We start from the raw sequence: 25,173 nt of genomic DNA on the forward strand, positions 1-25,173 counted from the left end.
CCGGCCTCTGGCCTTGCGAAGCTTCGCTTCGTTGGCTGTTGAGGCTCCATTGTCTTCTGAAGAAATAAAGGTTTGCACGACGCATCTGCGTTTGTGCCTGTTCTGCAAAATTGTGAAGAGAAGATTGATCTGGATGCTTCCAGGTATTTTTGGGTTTTTAATCCAAGGATGTCCGAGCCCGGTTCTGATGATACCAAGGATGACCTAGCCGGTCGGATCTGGAGGAAGAGCTGGAGTAGGTAGGAAGCATGTCACTCTGGTCGGTCGTTGTTGGTGTTTTGGGGCTTGGCCCTAAACCATCTCTGACGACTTATTGATGTCCGTTTGCTAACCGCGCGGACCCGGATTTAATCTCGAGAAGCTGGTCTTAAAGATCAGGACACAAGCGAACCGCTCGGCGTGGTTCCAATAAAGTGGCCTGATCGAACACGTTGATGGCATCATGAGAAGGTTGGGTTGTAAAAGGTAGCCCTTCCGCTTGCTCCTTTGGAGTGAGCTATATTGATGAGCATTGGCAATGAGAACGATGAAGTGTTTTAAGGGCATTTGGTGGATGCCTTGGCATGCACAGGCGAAGAAGGACGTGATACGCTGCGAAAAGCCGTGGGGAGCTGCGAATAAGCTTTGATCCATGGATCTCCGAATGGGGCAACCCACCTTAAATACCTAGAAAGTTTAAGTCGTCTTTCGGGACGGTTTAGATTTCTAGGTATTGTTAATAAGGTATCTTGTCTTGAATACATAGGGACAAGAAGCGAACTCAGGGAACTGAAACATCTAAGTACCTGAAGGAAAGGACATCAACCGAGACTCCGTAAGTAGTGGCGAGCGAACGCGGACCAGGCCAGTGGCAATGTTGAATAAAGCTGAACAGGTTGGAAAGCCTGGCTAGAGTGGGTGATAGCCCCGTAAGCGTAGAACAGACATTGTCCTTGAGTAGGGCGGGACACGTGAAATCCTGTCTGAACATGGGGAGACCACTCTCCAAGCCTAAGTACTCGTGCATGACCGATAGCGAACAAGTACCGTGAGGGAAAGGTGAAAAGCACCCCGACAAGGGGAGTGAAATAGAACCTGAAACCGGATGCCTACAAGCAGTCGGAGGGCGCTCTTTTTAGTAAGGGGCCTGACGGCGTACCTTTTGTATAATGGGTCAACGACTTAGTGTATCTAGCAAGCTTAAGCCGGTAGGTGTAGGCGCAGCGAAAGCGAGTCTGAATAGGGCGATTTAGTTAGATGCATTAGACCCGAAACCGAGTGATCTAGCCATGAGCAGGCTGAAGGTTGGGTAACACCAACTGGAGGGCCGAACCCGCATCTGTTGCAATAGATTGGGATGACTTGTGGCTAGGGGTGAAAGGCCAATCAAACTCGGAGATAGCTGGTTCTCCGCGAAATCTATTTAGGTAGAGCGTCGACCGAATACCCTCGGGGGTAGAGCACTGGATGGGCTATGGGGACTCACCGTCTTACTGATCCTAACCAAACTCCGAATACCGAGGAGTACTAGTCGGCAGACACACGGCGGGTGCTAACGTCCGTCGTGAAGAGGGCAACAACCCTGACCTCCAGCTAAGGTCCCCAAGTCATGGCTAAGTGGGAAAGGATGTGAGGATCCCAAAACAACCAGGATGTTGGCTTAGAAGCAGCCATCATTTAAAGAAAGCGTAACAGCTCACTGGTCTAAATAAGGGTCTTTGCGCCGAAAATGTAACGGGGCTAAAGCCATGCACCGAAGCTGAGGATATGCACGCAAGTGTATGTGGTAGCGGAGCGTTCCGTAAGTCTGTGAAGGAGGACCCGTGAGGGCCTCTGGAGATATCGGAAGTGCGAATGTTGACATGAGTAACGATAAAGGGGGTGAGAGACCCCCTCGCCGAAAGACCAAGGGTTCCTGCTTAAAGTTAATCTGAGCAGGGTTAGCCGGCCCCTAAGGCGAGGCAGAAATGCGTAGTCGATGGGAACCACGTTAATATTCGTGGGCCTGGTGGTAGTGACGGATCGCGTAAGTTGTACCTCCTTATTGGATTGGATGTGCAGCGGGGCGGTTCCAGGAAATAGCTCCACCGTATAGACCGTACCCGAAACCGACACAGGTGGTCAGGTAGAGCATACCAAGGCGCTTGAGAGAACTATGTTGAAGGAACTCGGCAAATTGCACGCGTAACTTCGGAAGAAGCGTGACCCCTTTTTACGCAAGTGGAAAGGGGTGGCACAGACCAGGGGGTAGCGACTGTTTATCAAAAACACAGGGCTCTGCGAAGTCGAAAGACGACGTATAGGGCCTGACGCCTGCCCGGTGCTGGAAGGTTAAAGGGAGAGGTGCAAGCTTTGAACTGAAGCCCCAGTAAACGGCGGCCGTAACTATAACGGTCCTAAGGTAGCGAAATTCCTTGTCGGGTAAGTTCCGACCTGCACGAATGGCGTAACGACTTCCCCGCTGTCTCCAACATAGACTCAGTGAAATTGAATTCCCCGTGAAGATGCGGGGTTCCTGCGGTTAGACGGAAAGACCCCGTGCACCTTTACTATAGCTTTACACTGGCATTCGTGTCGGCATGTGTAGGATAGGTGGTAGGCTTTGAAGCGGGGACGCCAGTTCTCGTGGAGCCATCCTTGAAATACCACCCTTATCGTCATGGATGTCTAACCGCGGTCCGTTATCCGGATCCGGGACAGTGTATGGTGGGTAGTTTGACTGGGGCGGTCGCCTCCGAAAGAGTAACGGAGGCGCGCGATGGTGGGCTCAGACCGGTCGGAAATCGGTCGTCGAGTGCAATGGCATAAGCCCGCCTGACTGCGAGACTGACAAGTCGAGCAGAGACGAAAGTCGGTCATAGTGATCCGGTGGTCCCGCGTGGAAGGGCCATCGCTCAACGGATAAAAGGTACGCCGGGGATAACAGGCTGATGACCCCCAAGAGTCCATATCGACGGGGTTGTTTGGCACCTCGATGTCGGCTCATCGCATCCTGGGGCTGGAGCAGGTCCCAAGGGTTTGGCTGTTCGCCAATTAAAGCGGTACGTGAGCTGGGTTCAGAACGTCGTGAGACAGTTCGGTCCCTATCTGCCGTGGGTGTAGGAATATTGACAGGATCTGTCCCTAGTACGAGAGGACCGGGATGGACATATCTCTGGTGGACCTGTTGTCGTGCCAACGGCATAGCAGGGTAGCTATATATGGAAGGGATAACCGCTGAAGGCATCTAAGCGGGAAACCCACCTGAAAACGAGTATTCCCTATCAGGGCCGTGGAAGACGACCACGTTGATAGGAGGCGTGTGGACGTGCAGTAATGCATGAAGCTTAGCCTTACTAATAGCCCGATTGGCTTCATCGTTCTCATTGACTATGCTCATCAAGGTGCTGCGCACCTTGATGATGACATCTGTTTTGTCCTGACGCGCAAAAAAAACGCTCCGGACGGGCCGTGACACTGGTCACGACGGCCTCTGGCCTTGCGGAGCTACGCTCCGACAAACCAGCCGGCAAACAAAGACGTGTTCAATCAAGACAAAAGGGGGTTCGCCTCCGCCAGCTTCTCGATAAAGCGTTGCAATGGTCGCCCATTGCCACGCATACATTGCCCTTAATCGACCTGGTGGTCATTGCGGGGTGGCTGCACCCGTTCCCTTTCCGAACACGGCCGTGAAACACCCCTGCGCCAATGGTACTCCGTCTTAAGACGCGGGAGAGTAGGTCGCTGCCAGGTCTATTAAAGGCAATGCCATCCATAAGGATGGATCAAACAATCTTCTCACACACAAACCAACCGGCCCCTGGCCAAACCAAGGGCCGCTCCCAAAGCGGCCTTTTGTCGTTGCTGGGGTTTAACGAAATAATGGGACGTTCGGTCTGTAGCCGGTGCGTCCCTCACAGGAGACAAATCCTTCGGATTTGCTCCGGAACTACGCATCACAGCTTAGCTGTGACGCGGACGCGAAATTTGGCAATGCCAAATTCGCTTGGCGCGGGGTGGAGCAGCCCGGTAGCTCGTCAGGCTCATAACCTGAAGGCCGCAGGTTCAAATCCTGCCCCCGCAACCAAATCATCATTATCGAAAAACACCCGTAGCCATAAGCTGCGGGTGTTTTGCGTTGGGGGTTACCTTACTGCGGGGCTGGAGCGAAGTCTCCAGCCGTAACCCGCACTTGCGATCCTATGCCCCGAGCCGTCAGACAATGCCGAGTGCCTTCACCTTCGAGGCAAGCGTTATCGGCTTCATGTCCAGGAGTTCGGGGGCCCCTCCTTTCCCGGAGACTTTGCCGCTGCAACGCTGCAGGGCATTGCTGCTATTGTCCAAGTCTTGCCGGCGCATCTGGCTTCCGTGAGGACCGCTCCAGCCGCATCGGATGGTAAAGGGCTGCGCCCTGCTGGGTGCAGGAGCGTCCGGGAGGTCTAAATCCATGCGGCACTGTCGCGCCAAAATGGCGGCCGTTCGTTCACGTTCTGCAGATCGCGGACATTGCCCGGCCAGGCATATCGCTGCAGGGTCTGAAGGTTGGCGTTCGACAGCGTCAACTCGCGCCGGTGGGCGACGCTCTGCCGTCCCATAAAACGCTGGGCGATGAGGGGAATGTCTTGCCTCAGGTCCCGCAGAGGCACCGACTCGATTAAGAGCACCGCCAGACGGAAGAAGAGGTCCTCCCGAAACTCCGGGTTCTGCACGGACTGCTTCAGATCGAGATAGGCGGCTACGCTAATCCGGAGAATGCCCAGATCGATCTCGACGGTACTGTTCGCAATGATGCCAGACATCAGATGGGCGGCCAGTTCCGCGAGGACGGCCGCGACTAATTCGTGCTGCCATCATGCGTCGACTGTAGATGTCGCGACGTGGGATAACGCGTCCGTCATGCCTTGTTGGCAGCAAAGAACACGGTTTGGATAAAACCCATCAGTCGGGAAGTCAGCAGTCAAGGTGCCGCTAATAGGTTATCTGGGAGATATACACTTCGACTGGACGCCGCCTTCGCCGATGTGGACGTCATTGACTGCATCGTAGCTCAGCCGATACCGGGCGGCGCACCATGAAATATGTCGGACTTCGCTCGGCGACAGCTTGGAGGAATTCGCGGTCGCCGAACCTTGTCCATTCTCGGCGTATGCCGACACCGAGTTCCCACCGAAAGCTTCTGCGTTCGTTTGGGGCTCAGGGAGCTGAAACGCATTGGCCGGGGCCACAAAAGCGGCAAACATGAGACTGCTGAAGGAGACGATGGAGGCGAGCTTGGCGACGTTGCGCATCTGAGAACCGATCTTCTATTCACTTGAAGAACGGCTGTTGCTCGATTTTAGTTCCTTTCGTCGGTGCTGCCGGTTTTTCAAGAGGATTTTGGGCACCACAAAGTGGGATCAGACGGTGGAAATTGAGAAGACAAGCCTCGCTGAGGAAGAGCATCCATCAGATCCTTAGGAAGGTCGAGCCACACTGCCGCGTCCTCAACGACCTCCGATCGTGGTTGCGCCTGCTTGAAGTCGATCACCCGCTTACTGCCCAACGGCGTGATCATCGCGAAATGGTCGTTCACATCCGACTTCCAGAAAACGGGTATTCATCAGACCACTCCCACCTATCCCAAGTGGCAGCCTTGCCCGCACCAGAAGATAAGAAGACAGGATTAGCGCGCAGGCAGCATGGCTCGGCCGGCATTTCTAATTGTGAGCGCTGAGTCCGCCATGGGTGCGATAAGGCCGCTTGCTATCGCTGAAGCGAGGGCCTCTGTGAATTCGGCACCTTCGAGGCCATGCTTCTTCGAAAAGTTTTGCACAGCACCGCGTGTTGAAGTCGGTGATACGCCAAACTTGTTATTCTTAAAAGCGTTGACGATGATTTGGTTAGATTCGTCCAGGGTCATGATCATTCCTATGTGATGCAACGTGCTACCAGCAACCGGATCACCTTCATAGCGCCTAAACCGTCGAGCGTGTCCTTTCGTGCTCAAAGCGAGAGATTGATCGCAGAAGGCGTGCGTATGACATTGGTCTATCGCAAACTCATTTTCCGCCATCCTGCCTTTCCCTCCGTCGGTCAACACCATCTTCCTCAATGTCGCGCGATACGGTCGGGTCAAAACAGCGAATTACCGGTTGCCTCCTTCTGAAAGGCTGGGAAGCAATCTCTCGCATCGGCCGATCGTCTAAGAGCTCCTGGCTTTCATGAAATCGATGAATGCCCGAACAGATGCGGCCATGTGAGAGCGTTCGGAGTAGTAGAGATAGAAGCCGGGGAAAAGCTTGCAAGCCGGTTCGAGCACTCGCTTGAGTTCGTTGGTTTTCAAATAGGGTTTCACCAGGTCCTCGATGAGGTAAGCCAGTCCAAGTCCCTCGCGAGCTGCTGAAAGGAGTAGCTCCGTATCGTTGACGGTAACGACGTTCTCGACATCAACATCGAGGACGCCATCTGCACCTTCGAACCGCCATGGGTACAGGGCTCCCGTGCTTTTCCACTTGTAAGTGAGGCAGAGGTGGTCCTTGAGGTCGGCTGGCGACTGAGGCGGCGGCCGATTAGCAAAATAAGAGGGTGCGCCCACAACCGCCATACGCAGATCGGGCGTGATCCGGACAGCGATCATATCCCGGCTGATTTGCCCGCCAATCCGAACGCCCGCGTCAAAACCTTCCGCAACGACATCCGTGATATCGTTGTCTATCACCAGATCAAGGCGGACCTCAGGATAGGCAAGACGGAACTGGCGCAGTCTTGGCAGAACCGCAATCTGCGCGGCAATGCTCGGCAGATTGACACGAACCACGCCCTTCGGCTCACTCTGGTAGGCTCCGACGGCCGAGACGGCGTCATCCATCCCCATCATCATCGGCTTGATGCGATCGTAGAGCACGCTTCCCGCTTCCGTCAGCCCGACACTGCGGGTGGTTCGATTAAGGAGGCGTATCCCGAGACGGCTCTCTAACGCGCGGACGATGCGGCTCAAAGCAGAAGGCGATATCGCCAGCCGTTTTGCAGCACGGCCGAACGCCCGCTCATCGCAGACTGCGACAAAGGCCTTGAGTTGGGAAAATTCCACACCGTCCATTATGATCCTCAAAGGCAATACGTCATGCCGAATTGATACCATATTCAACCACAATCGCCATGCTGCATAACTGTGACAGAAGACAGGGTGAACGGACCGATGAACTATCGGGTCGCAGTCGTCTTCCGAAACGAGCGGAGATGCGACGATGAAGCGCTGGGAAATTGACGCGGTTGGCAGGCAGCACCTGAAACTGAACGATGTCGAAGTGCCAAAACCTGGTCCGAAAGAGGTCTTGATAAAAGTGAACGCGGTCGCGCTGAATTACCGCGACAAGATGGTTGTCGAGACAGGACGAGGACTTCCTCTCACCTTCCCTTTCACGCCGGGCTCGGACCTCGCCGGAGAAGTCGTCGGTCTCGGACAGGGCGCTTCCCGATTGAGGTTGGGCTCGAACGTCATCTCGACGGCAACGCCGGACTGGATCGACGGTCTGCGCGACGGCACTGCCCGAACGCCCGCCTATCAAACATTAGGTGGCTTTTATCCGGGTGTGCTGGCTGAATACGTCGCGATGCCGGAAGACTGGTTTGTCGTGGCACCTGAGACACTCACCGCCCGGCAGGCTTGCACACTCCCAGTCGCTGGTCTTACGGCCTGGTTTGCGCTCGTCGAGCGGGCAGGCGTTCGAGCTGGCGATACGGTGCTCATCCCGAGCACCGGCGGTGTTGCTCTGTTCGGACTGCAGATCGCAAAAGCTCACGGTGCAAGGGTGATCGTTTGTGGTCGACCTGAAAACGAAGACTACGCGAAGGCCCAGGGCGCGGACCATTTCATCGACGCAAGCACCGACTGGATGGAAACGGTTTACCAGTTGACGTCGGACCGAGGCGTGAACGTCGCCCTGGAGGTTATTGGCGGCAAGCATTTCGGCAAATCCATCCAGGTCACGACGGTGGGTGGTCATGTCTGTCAGATCGGCGCGCTCGACGGTTGGGACATCAGTTCCGCAGCTATGCCGCTGATGCTCAAGGACATAACAGTTCATGGTATTGGAACTGGGAGCAGGACGGCGCTGGAAAGGTTCGTTAGAGCGATCGATCAGACGCGTATCGTCCCTGTTGTGAACTCCTGCTATTCTCTGGCCGATCTTCCAGCGGCCTTCGACCATTTGGATCGAGGAGCATTTGGGAAAATCGTCATCGACGTAGCCGAATAGAAGATGCCGCAGTCAGCAGTCGGATCACCTGTATCAATGCCTCAAAAACCGATCGTAGCGGCACGCCGCTACGATCGCCGGTAGACGCTTCGGGCCGCATGCGGGAATAATTTCCGCACCGCGCCCGGCCAATCGGTCATTCGCGACCTTGGACCTAAATCCCGTAACCAGTCGTTCGCTGCGCATTCGATGACAAGCCGCCAATAGCTTTGTGAAACACTTGTCTCAGCTTCTGAAACGGGGAGACTACGCTGTCGGATCCAGTGAAGGGTTCAAATCTTGATCCCTCGAGCTGACTGGATTTGTAATGCTGTTTGATTTGCATTTGATTGCTGCTGACTTTCGATGAGTTGGCTGGCATCCCTATCGCTCATGGGCAGTCCGAACAGGTATCCCTTGATCAGATGCGGCTTGAGGGCAGCAAGAACAGCCATCTCCTATTGGGTGTCGACGCCTTCGAGCACGCACCGCAAAATCAGCTTTGAGCATAGGGCAATGATGCCGGCGACGATTTCCCGCGAAGTGATGCTATGGGTAGCGAAACTCCGGTTAGGAGCGGTTTGATGTACCAAATGGTTCGACGTTTTCTTGGTTCTTTGTCCCACACAGGCACGTTCATCGCGCTTGTTTTCTTTGCTGCCTCTCTCACTCCAAGTCTCTTGCCTCGGTCTTACCTGGTGCAAGGAGCGCTTTCGGGCGTCTGCGCCGCCGTGGGCTATATGGCGGGCGTGGCAGTGGCTTGGCTTTGGCGCTACCTGGAACTTCCTCGCGCCTCGAGCAGGGAACGACCTCTGAAGGTCGCATTCCTCATCGCTGCCATTGCCATCCTGGGTGTTTTTCTCTGGCACGCGGTCGAATGGCAAAATTCCATTCGCTTGCTTTGGGGCATGGATGCGCTCGATAGCGCTGAACCTTTGAAACTGGCTGCCGTTGCCATCCTCGCCTTCGCCGTGCTGCTCTTTACAGGACGTGTCTTTCAGCTTGCGGCTCGCGGTCTTTCGGGGTGGATCAACAGGTACGTTCCTCGACGGGTGGCGAACGCCCTTGGCGTAACACTGGCCGCCCTGTTGTTCTGGACTGCCGGGCAGGGGCTGCTGCTGCGATGGGCGCTGGACGCAACGGATGCCTCGTTCCAGAAAGTGGACGCGCTGATTGACGACGACACTCCTGAACCGACCGACCAGGCGAAAACCGGGAGCGCATCTTCACTGGTGTCGTGGGAGGGCCTTGGACTGCAGGGGCGCCGTTTTGTCAGCTCTGGCCCCACTGCGCCCGACGTCGGCGCGTTCTGGCAGCAGACAGCCGAAAAGCCGATCCGCGCCTATGTCGGGCTCAACAACGGCCATACGGTGGAAGCAAGAGCCGCGCTCGCCCTGAGAGAGCTTCAGCGACAGGGAGGTTTCGATCGGTCGATCCTCGTCATTATCGTCCCGACAGGAACCGGATGGGTTGATCCAGCCGCCATGGACACGCTCGAGTTTCTTCACCGCGGCGATGTGGCCAGCGTCGCGCTCCAATATTCCTATCTTGCGAGCTGGTTGTCTTTGATGGTGGAGCCGGACAATGGTCAGGCTGCGGCGAGGGCATTGTTCACCGAAGTCTACAGCCACTGGAAAACGCTTCCGCGTGAACGGCGGCCGAAGCTTTATCTGTATGGCTTGAGCCTCGGTGCGCTCAATTCGCAGCTATCGACGGACATCTATGATGTTGTGGCCGATCCGTTCCAGGGAGCACTTTGGACCGGTCCCCCATTCCGCAGTCAAAGATGGCGCACAATCACAGATCAGCGGCAAGACCTTTCGCCTGCGTGGCTTCCCAGGTTTCGCGATGGTTCCTTGGTGCGCTTTGCGAACCAAGCATCCCCTCCTGTCCAGTTTGATGCGTCCTGGGGACCGATACGGTTTGTCTACTTGCAATATGCCAGTGACCCGATCGTCTTTTTTGAAACTGCTTCGTTGTTCAAGGAGCCGGATTGGATGAAGGGGGAAAGAGGCCCGGATGTCTCGCCGCGGCTCAGGTGGTTTCCCGTGGTGACCATGCTGCAACTGACATTTGACATGGCGATCGGCACAACATCGCCAATGGGGTTTGGCCACGTCTATGCACCGGAGGACTACATCGACAGTTGGATCGCATTGACCGATCCGCCCAATATGGATCACTCGGTGGTCGAGCAACTCAAGGCGCGGTTTGCCAAGTGACCGATTTCGGCGTGATCCAATAATCTCCGTGGGAGGGGACGGCCAGAGGACGAACTGATCTACGCAGCAATGTTCTTGTTCAACTGCCCATCCTTCATGATCACAAGGAAGTTTTTCGCCGGGTCCTCGATTAAGGCGATGTCCGCAATCGGGTCGCCGTCGACCAGCATTAAGTCGGCGAGTGCGCCTTCCTGAACCACGCCCAGCTTCCCTTCGTAAGGGCTCCGAAGGCCGGAGAGCGCGAGTAGCTGGCCATTGTCCCCCGTCGCCATCTTCAGGATTTCGGCAGGCTTGTACCAGCGGGTGAGTTTTGTGAGTTGTGCACCCTGCCGCGCGGCTGCCTTATCATCGAACAGCGTGTCGGTACCCCAGGCCGTCTTGACCTTGTGCTTCTTGGCAAGCGCGTAGGCGGCGTCGGTGCCGGAAAACATCTGCAGTTGCTTGCGTCTGTTTGGCGACCCCTCGGCAAAGGGCGTTGCGTCCTGATCGTCCAGAAAGGGCTGTAGGCACCACCAGATACCTTTTTCCGCGAGCAGGGCCACCGTCTCGTCGTCGAGCAGGTTGCCATGCTCTATGCACCGAACGCCAGCGGCGACCGCCTGGGCGACTGCTTTTGGCGTATAGGCATGAACCGTCGCGTAGGTCCCCCAGTTCTCCGAAGCGCCGACGCCCGCTTCCATTTCCTCAAGCGTGAACTGCGTCACATCGAGCGGGTCGAACGCGGATGACACGCCTCCACCCGCCATGATCTTGATCTGCGACGCGCCGAGTGCCAGTTGTTCGCGGGCGCGCTTTCGGACCGTGCCGGGATCGTCGGCAATGGCCGAGCCGCCCACACGCTCACTGTAGGTGAAATCGTCCGGCCGCGCGGGGAGGTCGATCGGAAGCCTGAAGTCGCCGTGGCCACCCGTTTGCGAAATGAACGCACCCGATGGCCAGATCCTGGGCCCGGGAACGAGCCCGGCATCGATGCCGCGCTTCAACCCGAAGCTGGGGCCGCCCATATCGCGAATTGTGGTGAACCCCCTCATCAAGGTGTCGTTGGCCGCCTTCACTGCCGCGACATTGATGAAGCCGATATCAGACGTCAGGACGGCCAATTGGGGAACCGTCGCAAACATGATGTGGGTATGCGCGTCGATCATGCCCGGCATCAGCGTTCGCCCGCCGCCCGCTATTCGCGTGACGGAAAGGTCGGCTGGAATCTGGATCGGTGACGGTGAAATCGACGTTATCCGGTTTCCGACCACCAGCACATTGGATGGATTGGACAACATTTCCGACATACCGTCGAATATGCGCACATTTTCGAACAACACGGCTTTTGTCGGCGTTGCTTGAGCCTGCACGGCGCTCGGCAGCCCCCCCAGCCCGAACCCCGCCAGCATCGCAGCGGCGCCGACGAAAAATCCGCGGCGCCGGAGATCGGCATTCATTCGGTGCGTGAGCGTCTGCAATACGGGATCGCAACATTTGCACGGCAGGTCGCTGGTGAGATGATCGTACTTCGTGCCAAACCGAAATCTCATGCTTCCCCCCTCCGCGAGCATCACGACACAAGCATACGCCCGCATTCAATTTTCCACGAAAAGTCGAAATAGGTTACGCGTGAATAACCACTGCTTGCAAGCAAAAACTATAGTGATATCGTGGAAGTACGCACAGGTTCCGATGGGAGAAACCTATGTTTTACAACATCATTATCGCGGCTGGACTTACGCTCGCATTGTCGCTTCCCGCATCCGCCGAAGATCAGGCGACTGATCTACTTGCTGACCGTGAATGGAGCATCATCGTCAGTCCCTATGTCTGGGCTGCGTCCCTGGATGGCGATGCGTCGCTGGCAGGTTTGGACAGCAATGTCGATATTCCGTTTTCGGATATTTTCAAACACCTCGATCTTGCGGCCATGGGCAATGTCGAAGTGACGAACGGACTTTTCGGCTTCTACTTTGATGGACAGTACGTTCAGACGAGCCAGGACGAGGATCTCGCCGACTTCGAGGTCGGCTTGAAGATCAAGACGACTATTCTGGCAGCCGGCGCTTACTACCGCGTCTACGACCTCGCACTTGGGGGCGACACGGTGTTTGGTGAACCGCGGCATTTCACCGTCGAGCCTACGGTCGGCATCCGTTGGACAAAACTCGAAGCGCATGCTGATGCAGGCTTCACCTCGGCAAACAAGTCTGCGGACTGGCTTGACCCGTTCGTGGGCATGCGTCTGAGCACAGACCTTTCCGACCGGTGGAACCTAGCCGGCGAAGCCGACATTGGCGGGTTCGATATTGGTTCGAAGCTCGCAATAAATGCCCAGGCCTATCTCGGATACCGGACCTACATGTTCAATCATCCAACGATTTTGCGCGTTGGGTATCGTGTGCTTTCGCAAGACTACGAAACGGACGATTTCACCGGAAACAAATTTCGCTGGGACGTTACCCAGCATGGCCCGGTATTGGGCTTTTCCATGCGTTTCTGACGGTGTCTCGATCCCTGTGATCTGCATCTGCAATCAAGTCAGCGAGGACGTCAGGATGTCCAGCAGACAGCGTGCGATCCCGAAATGAACGTGGATAGCGCCAGCGCGGGCATCCGCTTCTGGAGCTGACGGTCCAGCGATGTTCTCGTGGAGCGCTGTTCCGACTTCAACCTCGGCCGTGGTCCTCGGAAGTTAGGCTTCGCTGGTGGCTGCTTTCTGCGAGAGAAGTCCCTATAGCTGATAGTCTTCTCACGGTCCATTCCGTCCGTTCCGGAGCTCAGTCGTTGCCCAACTAAAGAACAACAATGCCTCAAAGTTAGTGAACTCCGGGGTAGCCGGTCCGATTCCGTTCAAGGTGGTCGATTTTACAAGTCACGCTGCACTCGGGCCCCGCAACGAAATCATCTCAAAACACCCGTAGCGATAAGCTGCGGGTGTTTTGAGTTGACGGATGGCGACAGATGGGATCGGTTTTGCTGGCCTTCTCCTCGGACAATCCTGACAACTCTTCGAGCGACGCTCGTGTTGCTAGCCTCTGCCAGGGCTTAAGACAAAGCTGCAGGGGCGCAGGTTTTAGTGCTCAAACGAAATTGCGAGACCGCCTTTCCTTCCTTGAGGTTGCAGGTTTGCCGTTCGCTGCACTATCGTGCAAGCCGATTGCCTGATGGAGGTTACCGTCCAAGGGCGGCGGCCTGCCGAAAGGTTTGCCGCTGACCGACATCCCCTCCGAATATGATGACGTTTGGACCCGTAGGCGCTGAGGCCATGACAGGCTGTCAGTGAAACAAAGGAATGACATGTCTGATTTCGATTTCTTTTCCGCAAGGCGCCCGTCGACCCTGTCGACCGGCGCGATGATTGCCACGTCGCATCCGCTCGCCACCGCAGCCGGTCTGGAAGTCCTGCAGGATGGCGGCAATGCTGTCGACGCAGCGATTGCGGCTGTCTCCGTCCAATGCGTCGTCGATCCCCTGATGACCGGTATCGGTGGCGATTGCTTTGCGCTCTACGCACCTGCGGGCGGTGCGGTCAAGGCGCTCAACGGTTCGGGCCGAGCGCCTGCCGCCGCCTCCGTTGCAGCCCTTACAGAGCTCGGCTTAAACGGCGAGATTCCCCAGACAAGCCCGCATTCGGTCACCGTCCCGGGTGCCATTTCCGCCTGGTGCCGTCTCCACACCGATCATGGAACTCTACCGCTCGAGCAATTGTTCATGCGCGCGATCGGCTATGCGCGTTCTGGCTTTCCCGTCACGCCTCGTGTCGCGATGGACTGGAAGGGCAATGAAAAAGTCATCGCCGGCGACAGCCACGCCGCTGCGGTGTTTTTGCCTGAAGGCAAGGCGCCCGTTGCAGGCGCTGTCATCCGCCAGCCGCTTCTGGCAGACCGCCTCGAGGAGATTGCTGCCGGCGGGGCTGCCGCCTTCTACGAAGGGGAAACGGCGCAAAAGATGGTTGCCCATCTGCGCTCGCTCGGTGGTCTGCACACGCTCGAGGATTTCGCGGCCGGCAAGGATGGCGCGAACTGGGTCGATCCGGTCAGCGCCAGCTACAAGGGTTTCGACGTCCACGAGTGCCCGCCGAATGGACAGGGGCTGGCGGCGCTGCTGATCCTGAAGATCGTCGAAGGCTTCGATCTCCCCGCCATGGACGAGGCGGATCGGATCCATGTCCACGCGGAGGCGACCAAGATCGCCTATCATCACCGCGACGCCCTGATCGCAGACCCCGAGCATTGCGCGGGCGTTGCCGAACAGCTGTTGTCCGATGAAGTCGTCGCGACGCTCCGCAGCCGTATCGACATGAAGAAGGCATTGCCGCCGGTTCTGTGGGACGAGCCAGAACACAAGGACACGATCTATCTCTGCGTCGTCGATACGCAGGGCAACGCGATTTCCTTTATCAATTCGATCTTCCATCCCTTCGGCTCGACGCGTCTCGACCCTAAGACCGGCGTGCTGTTCCACAGCCGTGGCGCATCCTTCCGGCTGATCGAGGGGCATCCGAATGCGATTGGCCCGTCCAAGCGCCCAATGCACACCATCATTCCCGGCATGGTGACGCAGGATGGCAAGACGGTGATGCCGTTTGGCGTGATGGGCGGCCATTACCAGGCAGCGGGTCATGCGGCCTTCCTGTCGGGCGTGATCGACAGAGGTCTCGATTTGCAGGCGGCCATGGACGTGCCGCGCAGTTTCGGCTTCGGCGGCGTGCTGGAACTCGAGCCCACCGTCAGCCCGGCGGTGCGGGCAGATCTTGAAGCGAGAGGCCATGTGCTGAGGATCGTCACCAGCCCGATCGGAGGCAGTCAGGCCATTCGCATCCGCGACGGCCTGCTCGAGGGCGGGTCGGACAGCCGCAAGGACGGCATGGCGCTCGGCTTCTAGCCATGGCGGCGTATTCCGTTACCGTCGTTCAGAAGTGCAAAAAGCCCGCCGAGTGCGGGCTTTTTGTCGTTCTAGCAGACAGAGGAACGCCCTAGCGCCACTGTTTCATTTCCGCGTCCACCAGCGCGCGCCATGCCTGGGAATCGATCAGAGCCTGCGGGAACAGGCCCGGGATCTCGAAAAACGGGGCCGAGGGGTGCTCGTCCGAACTCCGTGCAGCGGCGGAGAGAAGCTCGTCGCGGCGCGGATCGTTGCAGTCCTGTAGCCGGCAAACGGCCGCCAGCCACACGCCGACGACATGCGCATAGGCCGCCCCATCCTCGCCCTCAGCGAGAACCTCCGTTGCGGGACCAAAAATCCGCTGCGGGATCTTCTGGCTCGTATCCATCGCGATCTGCGCGCAGCGATGCGCGATTGTCGGATTGGCAAAGCGTTGCAGAAGCTGCTGGATATAGGCCGAAAGGTCGATTCCCGGCACCGGGTCGAGCGTCTTGACCACGGTGTTGAGATGCCGCTCGACATCGTCAACATGGCGTTCGACCGTCATCACGTCACGGGTGCATTCCAGCCCGTCCAGCAGGCCCAGATGCGCAAGCAGCGTATGCGAACCGTTGAGAAGCCGCAGCTTCATTTTTTCATAGGGCTCGACATCGACGGCAAAGAGGGCGCCGGCGGCTTCCCATTGCGGTCGGCCGGAGACGAACTCGTCTTCGATCACCCATTGCAGAAACGGCTCCGTATCGAGCGCCAACTTGTCTTCGACGCCGAGCAGACGGGATGCGCGCTGCCGGGTTTCTTCCGTGGCGGCAGGCACGATCCTGTCCACCATGCTCGAGGGAAAGCCGCCGTTCTCGGCAATCCATTCGGCAAGAGCGGGGTCGCGCCGGTTTGCCATGTCGAGCACCAGCCGCCGCAGGATCTTGCCATTGGACGGAAGATTGTCGCAGCAGAGCACGGTGAAAGGCGCGACATCAAGGTTTCGGCGAAGCGCCAGCCCTTCGACGATGAAACCGATCGGGCCGACCGGCGCCTGCGGGTTTTGAAGATCCGCGGCAACGGAGGGGTGATCGGGATCGAGGCCGCCTGTCGTCGGATGCAGCCCGTAGGCCTTTTCGGAGACGGTGAGTGTGACGATCCGGATGTCGGGGCTGGCGAGATAGGCCAGAACCTGATCGCGCTGGTCCGCAGCGCAGATCCAGTCGACGGTCGAACCGATCACCTCGGAACGATCGCCCTCGGTGTCGCGCACGGTGATCGAGTAGAGCCCGTCCTGTTCGGCAATCGCTTTGACCGGCTCCGGCGAGCGAAGATTGACCGCAACGATGCCCCAGGGGCCAAACTCCGCCTCGAGCGCCTTTTGCGTATAGACCGCTTGATGGGCGCGGTGGAAAGCACCGAGCCCGAAATGCACGATCCCGGGGCGAAGTTTCGCCCGGTCGAATGTCGGACCGGTTACGGTTTCAGGCAACGCCGTCGCGGATGAAAGTCTCTGCAGTGTCATTTCGTTGCTCCAAATTCCGGATGGCTGAGCGCGCGCTCGATGCCGCGTAGTTCCGCCAGACCCTTGAGCCGGCCGATCGCCGGATAGCCCGGCTGGGCGCCACGGGTGAGATCGTCGAGGATCTCCTGACCATGGTCCGGCCGCATGGCAATCCTGTGATCCTCACGTCCTTCGCGATGACGCCGCTTCTCCTCCTTCAACAGGGCGGCGATGACCGCCACCATGTCGGTACCGCCTTCGAGATGCTCGTCTTCGAAGAAGGAGCAGGGCAAGGAGTCCTCATCGCGCGTCACATTGCGCAGATGGACGAAATGGATGCGGTCGGCAAAACGCTCGGCAATCCGGGGGAGATCGTTATCCGCACGCGCGCCGAGCGAGCCGGAGCACAGCGTCACGCCATTGGCGCGGCTGTCGACTGCTTTGAGCATATGGGCGTAATCGTCTTCGGTCGAAAGAATCCGCGGCAGGCCAAGCAGCGGCCATGGCGGATCGTCCGGATGTGCGCAGATGTTGATCCCCACCTGCTCGGCGACAGGCACGACTTGCGAAAGGAAATCGACGAGGTTCGACTGAAGCTTCTCGCGGTTGATGCCGTGGTAGGTCCTCAGCTTCTCCAGAAGCTGGTCGAGCGAGTATCCGTCCGCCGAGCCCGGCAGCCCGGCACCGATGTTGCGGCCGAGTGCTGCGATCCTGTCGTCCGCGAGCTCGGAGAAGCGCCTCGCCGCTCTGTCCTGCAGGGCTTCGGGATAATCGGAAGCTGCATTCGGTCGCTTGAGGATGTGAATGTCGAAGGCGACGAAATCGGTAATGTCGAAGCGCATCGCCTTCGCGCCGTGCCGGGTCTCCCAGCGGAGGTCGGTACGGGTCCAGTCGAGGACCGGCATGAAATTATAGCAGACTGTGCGAATGCCGCTGTGCGACAGGCGGCACAGGCTCTCCTGCCAGTTGGCGACATGGGCACGCCAATCGCCGGTCTGGGTTTTCACGTCTTCCGAGACCGGCACGCTTTCAACCACATCCCAGTAAAGGCCGCCGGCCTTGATTTCCGCGTGTCGCTTCTCGATCTCGTCGGCCGGCCATACGGCCCCTGTCGGGATGTGGTGCAGGGCGCTGACAATGCCCTCCGCGCCGGCCTGCGCCGCATCCCTTACCGAAACCTTGTCGACCGGTCCGAACCATCGCCAGGTATGCTTCATTCTGTTCTTCCCGTTTCATGGTCGAAAAGTGCGATCTGCACCTTGCAGGCGACGGAACGGTCCGAAGCCTGTTCGAAGGCGCTCAGCGCGTCCTCGAGTGGATAGGTATGCGAAAGGATCGGCCGCACATCGATGGCGCGCCGGGAAATCAGATCGACCGCTTCTGCAAACTCGCGATCGAAGCGCTGCGAACCGCGCCAGTTGATTTCCTTGCCGACCAGCATGTTGAGCGGGATCGTGACATCTCCCGTCACGCCCACCTGCACAAGGGTTCCTCGCGGCTTTACGGCTGCAAAGGCGGTGCGAAGCGCAGGGCCGGCGGCAGAGCAGTCAAAGGCCACATCGATGGTTCCCTTGCCTTCGAGATAGGGGGAGAGCCCTTCCGCGTTGTCGGCCACGTTGACCGTTTCGGTCGCGCCCATGGCGGGAGCCCGGGCAAGCGCTGCGTCGGCAAGATCGGTCACGATGATCTCACCAGCGCCTGCATACCGGGCCGCAGCGACCGTCAGAAGGCCGATCGGACCGGCACCGGTTACCAGCACGCGCTTGTTCTTGAGGTCGCCCGCCTGAGCGACTGCATGGAGGCAGACCGCAAGCGGCTCGGCGCAGGCTGCTTCCGCGGGCGAAACATCTGCCGAGACCGGATGGCACTGGATTGCCGGCACCACCAGATGATCGCGGAACATGCCCTGTTCGTGCGGCAGGCGCATGGCGCTGCCCATGAACCGCATTTCGAGGCAGTGGATTGGCTGGCCGATGCCGCAATAATGGCAATGGCCACAGGGTTGCGAAGGATTGACGGCAACGAGGGTGCCGACGCTGAGGCCGGAAACGCCATCTCCGATTGCTTCGACGAAGCCGGATGCTTCGTGTCCGGAAATGATCGGTTCGCGCACGCGGATCGGGCCGAAGCCGCCGTCCTGGTAATAATGCAGGTCAGAGCCACAGATGCCGCCCATCGCCATGCGCAGGAGCACTTCACCGGGGCGAGGAGCTTTATAACCCTCGCTCTCGACCTTGAGATCGCGTTTGCCATGCAGGCGGACGACGCGGGTAAGCATGGGGATAGCCTCGTTTCATGCGTTTCGATCGGTCATTCCGCGCGGGTTGCCCGACGCGGAATGTTTGTCGGTATCAGCGGATCAGGCCCATTTCAGTCGGCAGCCACAGCGTGATTGCCGGCACGAAGGTGATCAGCACCAGTGCGAGCAGCAGCGGCACCAGCCAGGGCAGGATGGCCATCGTGGTCCGCTCGACCGACAGCTTCGCGACGCGGGACAACACGAACAGCACCATGCCAAGCGGCGGATGCAGCAGCCCGATCATCAGGTTCAGCGTCATGATCAGACCGAAATGCACCGGATCGATGTCGAACTGAAGCACGATCGGCAGCAGGATCGGCACCAGGATGGTGATGGCGGCGATCGTATCGAGGAAGCAGCCGACGAACAGCATCAACAGGTTGACGAGGATCAGGAACACCCACTTGCTGTCGGTCAGGCTGGTGATCGCCGTAGACAGAAGCTGCGCCGTCTGGCTGACCGTCAAAAGCCATGCAAAGACGGAGGCCGCGGCCACGATGAACAGCACGGAGGCCGTCGTTTCGATCGTGTCGAAGGTTGCCTTGGCAAGCGATTTGAAGGTCATGGTGCGATAGCGCACGAGGCCGAGGAACAGCGACCACAGCACGGCGGCAACGGCTGCCTCCGTCGGCGTGAACCAACCCATCGTCATGCCGCCGATCAGGATGACCGGGGTCATCAACGCCATGACGGCGGAGAAGTCGAAATACCAGTCGCAGGCGAGAAGCACGACGAGCGCGATCAGGATCGACAGGTTGAGCGATAGCCCGGTCAGCGTCAGCAGATAGATACCAAGCGGCACCATGGCCACAACAAGGACCTCCGTCGATGCGCTGAGGATATTCCTCCAGCTGAACGGCGTATCCGAACCCCAGCGTTTCACATAGGCGAAGATGGCAACGGTCAGCATCATCAGCACCGTCATGACCACGCCCGGCACGATGCCGGCCATGAACAGCGCGCCGATCGAAACGTTGGCCATCATCCCGTAGATGACGAAGGGCAGCGATGGCGGAAAGATCGGACCAAGCGTTGCCGACGCTGCGGTGACGCCGACGGCGGCCTCGATCGGATAGCCGTGGTCCTTCATCGCCTTGATCTCGATCGTGCCGATGCCGGCAGCGTCGGCAAGCGCTGTTCCGGACATGCCGGAAAAGATGACCGAACCGATGATGTTGACCTGCGCCAAACCACCTTTCATCCAGCCGACCAGCGCGACTGCGAAAGAGTAGATGCGGCCGGTCACGCCGGCGCTGTTCATCAGGTTGCCGGCAAGAATGAAGAAGGGAACAGCCAGAAGCGGGAAGCTCTCGACACCGGCAATCAGCCGCTGCGCGACGATGATGTCAGGCGCAACATTGTAAAAGACGATGTAGAGGACCGACGAGGTTGCCATGGAGATGGCGACCGGAAGACCCAGCACCATCAGGAGAAGAAACGAACCGATAAGCAGCAGCATGAAATCAATCCTCGGCGTTCTGGAATTCTTCGGGGCGCTCGAGCACCGAATAACCGCGGCGCATGTTGGCGACGAAAACCTGGATGGAGCGCAGCAGCATCAGCACGAAGGCAACCAGCACGCTGTAGAAGACGATGTTGCGGGGCAGGTTTACGGTGACCATCTCCTCGCCCTCGACGATTTCCATGTACCGCCACATCAGCCATGATCCGTAGGCAAAGAAACCGACCCGGATAATGTCGACCAACGTCGCCATGATGCGCGTCACATGCGGCGGAAGGTAGTGATAGAGAACGTCCACCTGAATGTGGCGCGACATGCGCACGCACATGACGGCACCGAGGAAAACCACGCCGATCAGGCAATTGACGGCGATTTCCTCCGTCCAGGCATAGCTGTCGTTGAGGACGTAACGGGTAAAGAACTGCAGGAAGACGCAGCCCGTCATCACCCAGAACAGGGCAAGCGTGACCCAGTCCTCGAAGGCATAGATTTTAAGGTCCACATCGACGGGCGCTTCGTCGAATGTATGGGCAAGCTCCTCAGGGGTCACCTGAGTGTGGATTTCCGGGGATGTCGACATGGATCCGATCCAGTTTCACGAAGGGAAGGCGCGGCTCTCGCGAGCCGCGCGAACGTTGGCGTGATCCGCGTTACTTGATGGCGCGGATGGCTTCCCAATCGGATTTCGCGTAGCCGAACTCTTCGAAAGTGACCTTTTCCAGCACGGTCTTTTCGAAGTCCGCCTTGTCAACGGTCACGACGTTGAGGCCGCGCTTCTTGAAGTCCTCGACGAGCGCCTTTTCGCGTTCCTCGATGATCTTGGTGGTGCGGGTGGCAGCTTCCTGCGTCACTTCCGTGAAGATCTTCTTGTCTGCGTCCGACAGGCTTGCCCAGCGGCTCTTGGAAATGACCGTGTTGAGATGGTCGACGATGTGACCGGACAGAACGATGTTCTTCTGGACTTCAAAGAACTTCTTCGCCTCGATCGTGGTCAGCGGGTTTTCCTGGGCATCGACCGTGCCGTTCTGCAGGGCGAGATAGACTTCTGCAAAGGCGATTGGCGTGGTGTTGGCGCCGCAGGCCCGTGGCATGGCAAGGTAGGCCGGAACGTCCGGAACGCGCATCTTGACGCCCTTCAGGTCGGCGCATTTTTCGATCGGCTTGTTGGATGTCGTATGGCGCGTGCCGTAATAGCTGACCGCGGTGATGACGTTGCCGGTCTTGTCTTCATAGCCCTTGGAGAGACGCTTGAAGACGTCGCTCTTCACATAGGCGATCAGGTGCGCCGGATCGCGAAAGATGTACGGGAAGTAGGTCACGCCGATCGGCTTGTAATCGCGGGCCGCGAAGCTGGAGCCGGAAATGATCATGTCGACCGTTCCGAGCTTCAGACCCTGGTTGATGTCGGCTTCCTTGCCGAGCTGCGACGCGGGGAAGACGTCGATCTTGTAGCGACCTTCGGTCCGCTTGGCGATTTCGCCTGCAGCCCATACGGATTCCGTATGGAAAGGCTCCGAGGTCTCATAGACATGCGCCCACTTGAGCGCTGTCTGCGCCTGTGCGCCGATTGCCGACGCCATGACGACGGCGGCGGCACCTAAAATAGTGGTAAACTTCAACATAACTTTCTCCTCCCGAATTGAAATCTCAAACTATCGTCTCGATCCGCCGCCTCCTCGCGGTCGGATCAGTCGTTCCTCGTCGGCTCCTCTCCGAAGCTTTCCGAGAATCTCTTCTGCGACAGCGTCAAATGCTGCCGCATGGCCTCGCGCGCATCGGCGGGGTTACCCGCAGCAAGCGCGTCGCGAATGATCTTGTGTTCTTCGAGTGCTGCCTTCCAGGTGTGCGGGCCTTCGAAATAGCTGGCCAGCTTGGTGAAATACGGCGACAGCCGCTTGTCGTAGATCAGGCCGGTAAAGCGGTTGAGCGCCGAATTGCCAATCATGTCCGCAATCGCCGTATGAAACGCCCGGTCCAGCGCCAGCGCCTGGTGTGAATTGTCGAGCGAACCCTCCATCTCCGCAAGGATCGAATTGAGCTTTGCGATGCTCTCGCTGTCCGCCTTGCGGGCTGCCTCCTCGGCAATAGCGCTCTCGATCAGGCAGCGCGCCTGCAGGATTTCAAAAGGACCATCGCTGTCATCGGCGGCAAGGATTTCCGGCTGCCGGTTTGATCTGGCGCTGACATAGACGCCGGATCCCATGCGGATCTGGATCAGACCCTCGACTTCGAGCACGATCAGGGCTTCGCGAATGGTGGGGCGGGACACGCCAAGGCGCTCGGCAAGCTCACGCTCGGCCGGCAGCCGCTCACCGGGCCGGACTTCTCCGGCTTCGATCAGCGTACGAAGCTGTTCCGCGGCCTGCCTGTAAAGGCGGCGCGGCTCAAGGGCGACGAACATGGTGTCCTCCACGCGTTCTCCCAACGCGCAATGCGGTCAGATTGTCTTACCAATTTTGGGAAGTCAAGTGCCATCAACCTGTGACTGTGCCGGCATCTCCAAAACCGGCAGTTGCGCCCCGTAGCGACCCGCAAGAACTTCGAAAGCGGCGTGTGTCGCCGGATCGAGCGTGACGCCAGATGCTTCTCGATCCGCCGCAACCACCCATTCCCGGTCGCCCGGCGCCATGACTCGGCAGTCCGCGCGGGCCGGCGAACTGCGCAGCACATCCAGATAGCGTGTCATGCCCGCATCGAACGTCTCCCGATCGCCGAACGCCTCCGGCAGGATCGCAAAGACAAAGGCTCCGAGACCACGCGGCGTCGAAAAATCGGGACCGCCCATCGGGGCGAGGTCGAAACTCAGGCTCATGCCGGTCACGACAGCGCTGAGGATTTCCGCAAGCCCGGCAAGACCCGCGCCCTTGAAGCCGAATTCGCCGCCGAGCGGTGCCAGCATGTCGGCCTTGTCCGCATCGAGCGTGTCGATGCCCGAAACATCTGACGCGACCGACTGCGGCAGGGTCGTGCCCATGCTGCGGTAGAGCAGCACGCGGTTATAGGGAATGGCGCTGGTTGCCATGTCCAGCAACCACGGATCTTGCCCTTCCACCGGCACGCCGACGGCAATCGGGTTGGTGCCGTGGAAGCGCGAGGCGCCCTCATGCAGGCGCACGAAACTGTCGGAATTGCAAAAGGTGAAGCCGATCACGCCCTGGCGGGCCGCCTCCAGCGCATAGGCGCCGGCCGGGCCGAAATGTGAACTGTTGCGGATCGCCACAGCTCCGATGCCGAACTGACGCGCGAGCGCGATCGCTCGGTCCATCGCCGTATAGGTCGCGAGTGCGCCATGCGCATGATCCGCGTCCAGCGTCTCCACCGCCCCGAAACCTCCGACGGGCTTAAGCTTCGGCACCTTGTTGAGCCGACCACCTTCAAGCGCAGTCACGTAATGGTCGAGAAGACGCACGCCGTGACTGTCCACGCCATGGCGGGTTCCATGCATCATCGCCCGCGTTGCAGCGTCTGCCGTCGCAGCGTCGGCGCCGCAAGCCAGAAGGACCTCGCGGCAGAAGCGATCGAGCTCCACAAGCGAAACGCACGCTCTGTCATTCCCAGTCGGCATGTCAGGACATCCTCCACAATGTCTTTTGTCTACACTAGACATCCGATTTGGAAGATGCAATCCATGCACTGCGATTTCGATCGATTGCGTTTCATGTCCTGGAGAGCCGAATGGCTGGCCCGTCCCCGAGGCTTCATCAACGCGTATGCGAGATACTGGCATCCGAGATCGCCTCCGGTGCGCTGTCTGCCGGCGCGTATCTGACCGAAACCAGCCTTGCCGACCGCTTCGGCATCAGCCGGGCGCCAGCGCGCCATGCCTTGGGCGAGCTTGAACTGCGAGGCCTGATGCAGCGCGTCCCTGGCAGGGGATACCAGATCCTGTCCTCGGAAAGCGGCACCGCGCCCGCCGCCCCGTCGAGCCATCCTGCGGGCTCCGACGAGAAGATCCATTTCCTGTCGAGCTGGGAACTGATCTACCGCCAGATCGAGATCGAGATCGTTTCCCGCACCTCGCTCGCCAGCTGGCGCATCAACGAAGCAGCGCTTGCCGCAGCCCACGGCGTCAGCCGAACCGTTGCGCGGGACGTGATGGCCAGGCTGCAGCAACGCGGCGTGGTGCTGAAGGACGATGCCGGCCGCTGGCTGGCGCCGGGCCTGACGCCTGTCCATATCGGCCAGCTCTACGAGCTGCGCTGGGTGCTGGAACCGCTGGCACTCGCGCAGGCATTTCCGCATTTGCCCGATGGCTACGTGACCGGATGCATCGAGTTCGTCGAGCAGGCAATCGCCGCCGCCGAGACCGTTACCGGCGACATGCTCGACCGCGTCGAACATCAGCTGCATTCGGAGCTTCTCGGATATTGCGACAACCGCGCGCTGATGCAGGCAATCAGCCTGCCGCAGGCGATCCTGGTCGCCCACCATTTTCTCTATCAGCCGAAGACCACCGGCTATGACGGCGAGCCATTCCTGCTGGAGCATCTGGACGTGCTTTCGCCGCTCGCTTCCGGCGATATCGGCGCCGCATGCGATGCGCTGGAGAGGCATTTGCGGATCTCACGCGACCGCGCAATCGCCCGCATTGGGGCTGCCGCATCGCGAAACATCGCCCTGCCTGACCTGCCTTATCTGGAGCGGCAGGGGCACGTCAAAACAGACTGATG

The 25,173-nt window shown here is 58.8% G+C and carries 19 protein-coding genes, 1 tRNA gene and 2 rRNA genes; 8 read left to right on the forward strand and 14 right to left on the reverse strand.

Going from position 1 to position 25,173, the window contains the following annotated elements; genetic code table 11:
• The first annotated feature begins 525 nt into the window (after positions 1 to 525).
• The 3 genes from ACQY1K_RS00020 to ACQY1K_RS00030 all read left to right on the forward strand — a co-directional run bounded on the left by ACQY1K_RS00020 (position 526) and on the right by ACQY1K_RS00030 (position 4,045).
• Positions 526 to 3,339: ribosomal RNA gene (locus ACQY1K_RS00020) — 23S ribosomal RNA — on the forward strand.
• Between the two features lie 257 nt (positions 3,340 to 3,596).
• Positions 3,597 to 3,711, forward strand: a 5S ribosomal RNA gene (gene rrf / locus ACQY1K_RS00025).
• Between the two features lie 257 nt (positions 3,712 to 3,968).
• A tRNA-Met gene (locus tag ACQY1K_RS00030) sits at positions 3,969 to 4,045 on the forward strand.
• Between the two features lie 352 nt (positions 4,046 to 4,397).
• Here the strand turns inward: ACQY1K_RS00030 and ACQY1K_RS00035 are convergent.
• The 4 genes from ACQY1K_RS00035 to ACQY1K_RS00050 all read right to left on the reverse strand — a co-directional run bounded on the left by ACQY1K_RS00035 (position 4,398) and on the right by ACQY1K_RS00050 (position 7,036).
• Positions 4,398 to 4,757: a sigma 54-interacting transcriptional regulator gene (locus ACQY1K_RS00035; RefSeq protein ID WP_430257969.1), complete on the reverse strand. Its 360-nt coding sequence runs from the start codon at positions 4,755 to 4,757 to the stop codon at positions 4,398 to 4,400.
• A gap of 177 nt (positions 4,758 to 4,934) precedes the next feature.
• Positions 4,935 to 5,246, reverse strand: a complete 312-nt coding sequence (locus tag ACQY1K_RS00040; protein ID WP_113110399.1) for a BA14K family protein — start codon at positions 5,244 to 5,246, stop codon at positions 4,935 to 4,937.
• Positions 5,247 to 5,620: 374 nt separating this feature from the next.
• A complete protein-coding gene (locus tag ACQY1K_RS00045) occupies positions 5,621 to 5,857 on the reverse strand; it encodes a hypothetical protein (RefSeq protein WP_162728301.1) in 237 nt (78 codons plus the stop codon).
• A gap of 282 nt (positions 5,858 to 6,139) precedes the next feature.
• On the reverse strand, positions 6,140 to 7,036 hold the full coding sequence (locus tag ACQY1K_RS00050; protein ID WP_430257970.1) for a LysR family transcriptional regulator: 897 nt from the start codon (positions 7,034 to 7,036) through the stop codon (positions 6,140 to 6,142).
• A gap of 148 nt (positions 7,037 to 7,184) precedes the next feature.
• Between ACQY1K_RS00050 and ACQY1K_RS00055 the strand changes: the two genes are divergently transcribed.
• Entirely contained in the window at positions 7,185 to 8,195 is a 1,011-nt protein-coding gene (locus tag ACQY1K_RS00055) for a zinc-dependent alcohol dehydrogenase family protein (RefSeq protein ID WP_430257971.1), read from the forward strand.
• Positions 8,196 to 8,467: 272 nt separating this feature from the next.
• Here the strand turns inward: ACQY1K_RS00055 and ACQY1K_RS00060 are convergent, their stop codons facing one another.
• Positions 8,468 to 8,629 (reverse strand): hypothetical protein, encoded by a 162-nt coding sequence (locus ACQY1K_RS00060; protein ID WP_430257972.1) that lies wholly within the window; start codon positions 8,627 to 8,629, stop codon positions 8,468 to 8,470.
• 129 nt (positions 8,630 to 8,758) lie between these two features.
• Here ACQY1K_RS00060 and ACQY1K_RS00065 point away from each other — a divergent pair, with 129 nt between their 5' ends.
• Entirely contained in the window at positions 8,759 to 10,396 is a 1,638-nt protein-coding gene (locus ACQY1K_RS00065; RefSeq protein ID WP_430257973.1) for an alpha/beta hydrolase, read from the forward strand.
• Positions 10,397 to 10,455: 59 nt separating this feature from the next.
• On the opposite strand, the gene ACQY1K_RS00070 is transcribed toward ACQY1K_RS00065, so the two are convergent.
• On the reverse strand, positions 10,456 to 11,970 hold the full coding sequence (locus ACQY1K_RS00070) for an amidohydrolase family protein (RefSeq protein ID WP_430257974.1): 1,515 nt from the start codon (positions 11,968 to 11,970) through the stop codon (positions 10,456 to 10,458).
• Positions 11,971 to 12,080: 110 nt separating this feature from the next.
• Here ACQY1K_RS00070 and ACQY1K_RS00075 point away from each other — a divergent pair, with 110 nt between their 5' ends.
• Positions 12,081 to 12,878: a hypothetical protein gene (locus ACQY1K_RS00075; protein WP_430257976.1), complete on the forward strand. Its 798-nt coding sequence runs from the start codon at positions 12,081 to 12,083 to the stop codon at positions 12,876 to 12,878.
• A gap of 797 nt (positions 12,879 to 13,675) precedes the next feature.
• On the forward strand, positions 13,676 to 15,262 hold the full coding sequence (locus tag ACQY1K_RS00080) for a gamma-glutamyltransferase family protein (protein ID WP_430257977.1): 1,587 nt from the start codon (positions 13,676 to 13,678) through the stop codon (positions 15,260 to 15,262).
• A gap of 91 nt (positions 15,263 to 15,353) precedes the next feature.
• Here the strand turns inward: ACQY1K_RS00080 and ACQY1K_RS00085 are convergent, their stop codons facing one another.
• The 8 genes from ACQY1K_RS00085 to ACQY1K_RS00120 form a co-directional block, all read right to left on the reverse strand.
• Positions 15,354 to 16,763, reverse strand: coding sequence for a mannitol dehydrogenase family protein (locus ACQY1K_RS00085; RefSeq protein WP_430257978.1), 1,410 nt, complete (start codon positions 16,761 to 16,763; stop codon positions 15,354 to 15,356).
• A complete protein-coding gene (gene uxuA / locus ACQY1K_RS00090) occupies positions 16,760 to 17,959 on the reverse strand; it encodes a mannonate dehydratase (protein ID WP_430257979.1) in 1,200 nt (399 codons plus the stop codon). Before uxuA ends, ACQY1K_RS00085 begins: the two co-directional genes overlap by 4 nt.
• The gene (locus ACQY1K_RS00095; RefSeq protein WP_113109243.1) at positions 17,956 to 19,020 is read right to left on the reverse strand and encodes an L-idonate 5-dehydrogenase; all 1,065 of its coding nucleotides are present in this window, start codon (positions 19,018 to 19,020) and stop codon (positions 17,956 to 17,958) included. Before ACQY1K_RS00095 ends, uxuA begins: the two co-directional genes overlap by 4 nt.
• A 73-nt stretch (positions 19,021 to 19,093) precedes the next feature.
• Positions 19,094 to 20,500, reverse strand: coding sequence for a TRAP transporter large permease (locus tag ACQY1K_RS00100; RefSeq protein ID WP_062454266.1), 1,407 nt, complete (start codon positions 20,498 to 20,500; stop codon positions 19,094 to 19,096).
• 4 nt (positions 20,501 to 20,504) lie between these two features.
• Positions 20,505 to 21,083 carry a TRAP transporter small permease gene (locus ACQY1K_RS00105; RefSeq protein ID WP_062454265.1) on the reverse strand — a complete coding sequence of 193 codons (579 nt, stop codon included), beginning with the start codon at positions 21,081 to 21,083 and terminating at the stop codon, positions 20,505 to 20,507.
• A 70-nt stretch (positions 21,084 to 21,153) separates the two neighbouring features.
• Positions 21,154 to 22,125: a sialic acid TRAP transporter substrate-binding protein SiaP gene (locus ACQY1K_RS00110; RefSeq protein ID WP_092664078.1), complete on the reverse strand. Its 972-nt coding sequence runs from the start codon at positions 22,123 to 22,125 to the stop codon at positions 21,154 to 21,156.
• A 65-nt stretch (positions 22,126 to 22,190) separates the two neighbouring features.
• Positions 22,191 to 22,904: a FadR/GntR family transcriptional regulator gene (locus ACQY1K_RS00115; RefSeq protein ID WP_430257980.1), complete on the reverse strand. Its 714-nt coding sequence runs from the start codon at positions 22,902 to 22,904 to the stop codon at positions 22,191 to 22,193.
• Positions 22,905 to 22,967: 63 nt separating this feature from the next.
• The gene (locus tag ACQY1K_RS00120; RefSeq protein ID WP_430257981.1) at positions 22,968 to 24,068 is read right to left on the reverse strand and encodes an Ldh family oxidoreductase; all 1,101 of its coding nucleotides are present in this window, start codon (positions 24,066 to 24,068) and stop codon (positions 22,968 to 22,970) included.
• Positions 24,069 to 24,178: 110 nt separating this feature from the next.
• Between ACQY1K_RS00120 and ACQY1K_RS00125 the strand changes: the two genes are divergently transcribed.
• Positions 24,179 to 25,171 carry a GntR family transcriptional regulator gene (locus tag ACQY1K_RS00125; protein WP_184654314.1) on the forward strand — a complete coding sequence of 331 codons (993 nt, stop codon included), beginning with the start codon at positions 24,179 to 24,181 and terminating at the stop codon, positions 25,169 to 25,171.
• Positions 25,172 to 25,173 lie beyond the last annotated feature (2 nt).

Origin of the sequence: Neorhizobium sp. IRS_2294 (assembly GCF_050500145.1) — a bacterium.
Classification (GTDB): domain Bacteria; phylum Pseudomonadota; class Alphaproteobacteria; order Rhizobiales; family Rhizobiaceae; genus Neorhizobium; species Neorhizobium soli.